General features: G+C 59.9%; 6 protein-coding genes. 4 read left to right on the top strand and 2 right to left on the bottom strand.

Annotated features, from left to right (window positions below; genetic code table 11):
• The 3 genes from VQ830_RS28450 to VQ830_RS28440 form a co-directional block, all read left to right on the top strand.
• The coding region (locus VQ830_RS28450) for a site-specific integrase (RefSeq protein ID WP_337271503.1) at positions 1–1,209 on the top strand (1,209 nt) is incomplete at its 5' end.
• 132 nt (positions 1,210–1,341) lie between these two features.
• On the top strand, positions 1,342–2,304 hold the full coding sequence (locus VQ830_RS28445; RefSeq protein ID WP_438618918.1) for a tyrosine-type recombinase/integrase: 963 nt from the start codon (positions 1,342–1,344) through the stop codon (positions 2,302–2,304).
• Positions 2,301–3,308: a tyrosine-type recombinase/integrase gene (locus VQ830_RS28440; RefSeq protein ID WP_337271501.1), complete on the top strand. Its 1,008-nt coding sequence runs from the start codon at positions 2,301–2,303 to the stop codon at positions 3,306–3,308. The genes VQ830_RS28445 and VQ830_RS28440 overlap by 4 nt, the downstream gene beginning before the upstream one ends.
• 25 nt (positions 3,309–3,333) lie before the next feature.
• Here the strand turns inward: VQ830_RS28440 and VQ830_RS28435 are convergent, their stop codons facing one another.
• Positions 3,334–3,501 (bottom strand): hypothetical protein, encoded by a 168-nt coding sequence (locus VQ830_RS28435; protein ID WP_337271500.1) that lies wholly within the window; start codon positions 3,499–3,501, stop codon positions 3,334–3,336.
• Positions 3,498–3,884, bottom strand: coding sequence for a transposase (locus VQ830_RS28430; protein WP_047561801.1), 387 nt, complete (start codon positions 3,882–3,884; stop codon positions 3,498–3,500). Before VQ830_RS28430 ends, VQ830_RS28435 begins: the two co-directional genes overlap by 4 nt.
• 348 nt (positions 3,885–4,232) lie before the next feature.
• Here VQ830_RS28430 and VQ830_RS28425 point away from each other — a divergent pair.
• Positions 4,233–4,383, top strand: a 151-nt coding sequence (locus VQ830_RS28425) for an NAD-dependent epimerase/dehydratase family protein (RefSeq protein WP_337270572.1), incomplete at its 3' end; no start/stop codon positions are given.

Genomic DNA, 4,383 nt, shown 5'->3' with positions numbered 1-4,383 from the left:
GTGCTCAAGCGCCTGCGTAGTGGTGCGCTTGGTGGCGAGATGGATCGCCTCGCGGAGCATTTTTTCGCGCTCGGTTATAAGCGAGCGTCCGCCAAGATTTACCTGAGCCGGATTGCGCGTTTTAGCCAGTTTGCCTTGACGCGCTGTGGTCAGATGCCGATCCACCAAGATGTCATCGACAGCTATTTGGGCGCGTTTACTACTGATACTCCGCGCATTGGGGCAGTATCGGCTCTGGCACATGCACGGCGAGTGGCTCCGGAGCGGTTCATTATTTCCGTTTCAAGTGAAGAGAATGATCCGGATGCTCCGCTTCTGGGCTCCTTTTCGGACTATCTGCGCAGGGTTCGGGGCCTGGAGCCGAAGACCCGCGAAGGCGTTCTTCTGGGCGGCCGCCGCTTTCTGGATTGGTTCCGCCATCGTCATCCCGGCCAAAGTCTTGAGGCGTTGACAGCTGAGCACGTGCTTGCTGCTGTCGAGCATCGGCTGTCGCTATCGGCGACCTCCGGCACCCGCACGGCAGCGACTTCTCACATTCGAACATTTCTTCGGTTCTTATATTGGGCTGGCCACCATCACCAAGATCTTGCCCGCATCGTCCCGAGAACGCCGTATTGGCGTTTGGCGCATCTGCCGCCGCGCCTTGCATGGGGTGACGTTCGGCGCGCAATCGATGCGATCGGCCCAACGACGCCCGTCGCTATCCGCGATCGAGCCGTCCTGCTGCTGCTCGCCACCACGGGCATTCGCAACGGCGAGTTACGTGCCATTCGGCTCCAGGATATCGACTGGCGTACTGGCGAGGTTTTTATCCGACGTACCAAGGGCAAGCGTGATCGGGTGGTGCCACTCCTCGAGGAGACCGGCGTGGCGCTCGTCGACTACATCCTACGCGCTCGACCGAAGGTGGACAGTCCGTATCTGTTCCTGTCGTTCACGCCGCCGGTGGGAGCGTTCAAGTCTGCGGCGCCTGTTTCAAGGATCGTGAGGAAGCGGTTACGGCATGGCGGGGTCGAACTTGGGCGGGTCGCCGGTGCACATCTCCTGCGCCACAGCCTCGCCACCCAGCTTGTCGGGCAGCGAAGGCCAATCAACGAGATCGCCGATCTTCTTGGTCACCGGAGCATCAACACAACGGCCGTGTACGTGAAGGTTGCGGCCTCGCAGCTCGCCGAGGTCGCACTCCCCTTTCCGGGAGGCGCCGCATGACCGTCTTTGCCCGATTCCTCGGCGACAAGGTCGAGCGTTATATCGAACTGCGCCACTCGCTCGGCTACTCTTTCAGCAAACAAGCCGGTACATTGCGCGCTTTCGTCCGCTACGTTGAACGCACTCAACTCGATGCGCCCGCCACCCGGGCGATGGCGCTGGACTTCGTCCTGTCGTTCGGCGGCGCCGCCAACAGCCGCGCTACTCGTCACGGCGTGCTCCGCCGCTTCTACGAGTATCTCGCCGTCTATGACGCCCAAACCGAAGCCTTGGAGCGGAGAGCCTTTCCTAGATCCAGGGCGATTCCACCTCCACGTATCCTCAGCGAGGCANGTCCTGTCGTTCGGCGGCGCCGCCAACAGCCGCGCTACTCGTCACGGCGTGCTCCGCCGCTTCTACGAGTATCTCGCCGTCTATGACGCCCAAACCGAAGCCTTGGAGCGGAGAGCCTTTCCTAGATCCAGGGCGATTCCACCTCCACGTATCCTCAGCGAGGCAGAGTTGGCGTCGCTCATCGACGCATGCACCCGCATTTCGCCAGGCATCCCCCTCAGGGGGCGGACGATGGCGACGCTGATCGGATTGTTGGCAAGTTCGGGACTGCGATCGGGCGAAGTGGGCAGGCTTGATCGTTCCGACGTCGATCTGACCAACGGGGTTCTTCTCATTCGGAAGACGAAGTTCCACAAGGACCGTCTCGTTCCAGTTCACACGGCAACCCAAACAGCGCTTCGCCGCTATGCCTGTGAGCGCGATGCCGCCTTTCCCAATCCCAAGGACCAGGCCTTCTTCCTCAGCTCTCGTGGCAACCGACTCTCGGCGACTGGCTTGCAAAGCGGATTTGCTCAGGTCCGCAAGCTCGCCGGCCTTGATGACGGCAAGCCGTTGCGGCCGCACGATCTTAGGCACCGGTTTGCCGTGACCCGCATGAGCCTTTGGCATCAACAACGCGCCAACGTCCAAGCGCTACTCCCGGTGCTCGCCACCTATCTCGGCCACACCAACTACAGTGACACAGCCTACTACCTCACTGGCTCGGTAGATCTTCTTGCCATGGCGGCGGAGCGCGCCTTCCGCGATGGAGGCGCAGCATGAGTGAACACTTACTCCTGGCGCCGCTCTTGGAGTCCTATTTTCGCCGGCGCTTGACTAGACAACGCAACGCCACTCCCGCGACCATAGCCAGCTATCGCGACGCCTTGCGCATGCTCATCCTCTTTGCCGCCACACGGTTGCGGAAGAAGCCGGCGGCGTTGATGCTCGAGGAGCTCGATCGAGACCTCATACTCGCCTTTCTCGACGAACTCGAGGAGAAGCGGAACAACACCATCGCCACGCGCAACGCCCGCCTAGCGGCGATCCGATCGTTCTTCCACCATGTCGCAGCCGCCGATCCGGCGTCCTTCGGTGTCGCCCAACGCGTGCTGACGATTCCCATAAAACGGGCGCACATCGAGGTGACGCATCACCTCATCAAGGCCGAAGTGGACGCCCTCATTGAGGCCCCCAATCCAAGGACGCCCCGCGGTCGGCGTGACCGTACGTTTCTACTGTTCCTGGCACGGACCGGCGCGCGTGTCTCCGAAGCTACCGGCGTAAACGCAAACGACCTTCAGTTGGAACGGCCGCACCCGCAAGTACTGCTGCGCGGCAAAGGGCGCAGAGACCGCGTCATCCCCATTCCTCAGGATCTGGCGAGAGCACTGACAGCCTTGTTGGCCGAACACGCAATCGCAAACCACGAGCCGCGACCTATATTCGTCGGCGCCCGCAACGAGCGCTTGACGCGCTTCGGAGCAACCCACATCGTGCGGCGAGCTGTGGCCCAGGCCGTGACCATCAGGCCGGCCTTGGCCCAAAAGCCTATATCGCCTCACATCTTCCGACACTCACTGGCCATGAAGCTCCTCCAGTCGGGCGTTGACCTTCTGACGATCCAGGCCTGGCTCGGGCACGCACAGGTCGCTACAACCCATCGCTATGCCGCCGCCGATGTCGAGATGATGCGTAAAGGTCTCGAGAAGGCTGGAGTCGCCGGCGATCTTGGCGTCCGCTTCCGACCAAATGACGCCGTGCTGCAACTGCTGAACAGCATCTAAGTATTATGTGGCGGAGAATTCCAGATTAGACGGGCCTCGGCCGGCGCAGGAACGGATCCGCCACATAATCTCGCCCGACACATAAGAACGGATCGAGACCGCCATCCCGCACCAGCGCCATTAACGAGGCGGCCCCCTTGCGGAAGTCGACCGGTTGGCACGAGACGTAAACGACGACGCCAGAAGCGATCATGCCTCACGCACCGCTTTGAGGATGCCGGTCAGTAACGCCGGATCGATCGCCGCGCTCACGCGAATGGACGTGTCGCCGATCCCGATTTCGACAAGGTCTGTCCTGACCGCCTCGAAACGCGTGAACTTCTCCTCTTGGTCTTCCTCGCAATCAACTCGCCGTATCGAGCCGGATGCAAGTGCCGTACGACGCCAACCAAAGAGTTGCGACGGATCCATCCCGTGCGCACGCGCTACCGCAGATACATTCGCGCCCGGTGAAAGCGCCTCTTGGAGAATCTGCGCCTTATCTTCTTCCGACCAGAACTTTGGCTTGCGCCGCTTCCGGATCGGCTCTGCCGTCAAAACCTCGAACGTTCGCGCCTGATTCATATCTTCGCTCATAGAATTCTCCGCATGATTCATGCCGAAAATGAGCGATCCCGGCCCTCTACGCTACGTGGGGTGGCCTACCCGCTTACGCTGCAAGTATAAATCATTGAGAATGAGTTCCGATGGTTCATGCTTGTGAGAAACGGCGAATACAATTTCCCGGAACAATTGAAGAATACTGTTAGTCTTGATTTATGATAGATAGATACCTGGCAATCCAGTCCGGATCTCTCTTAATTATTCAAACTCAATGATGATTTTCACGATCCCTTTTACAAGACATTCTCGGGTAGGCTTGACATCCTAAATAGCGCGATTGCATGTGTCTTGCGCGCCGATCATTGATGCAGAGGGTTTTGAATGCGGGTTCTCGTCACAGGTGGAGCAGGCTTTATCGGTTCTGCCGTTGTTCGCCATCTTGTTCTGGACAAGGGCTATGACGTCCTCAATGTCGACAAGTTGACCTATGCAGGGACAGAGACATCGCTCACCGCCGTCAAGGATCGGCCTG

Source organism: Oryzifoliimicrobium ureilyticum (assembly GCF_037199735.1).
GTDB lineage: Bacteria > Pseudomonadota > Alphaproteobacteria > Rhizobiales > Rhizobiaceae > Rhizobium > Rhizobium ureilyticus.
Note: the sequence above shows the minus strand (reverse complement) of the source record. Positions and strands in the feature narration are given on the sequence as shown.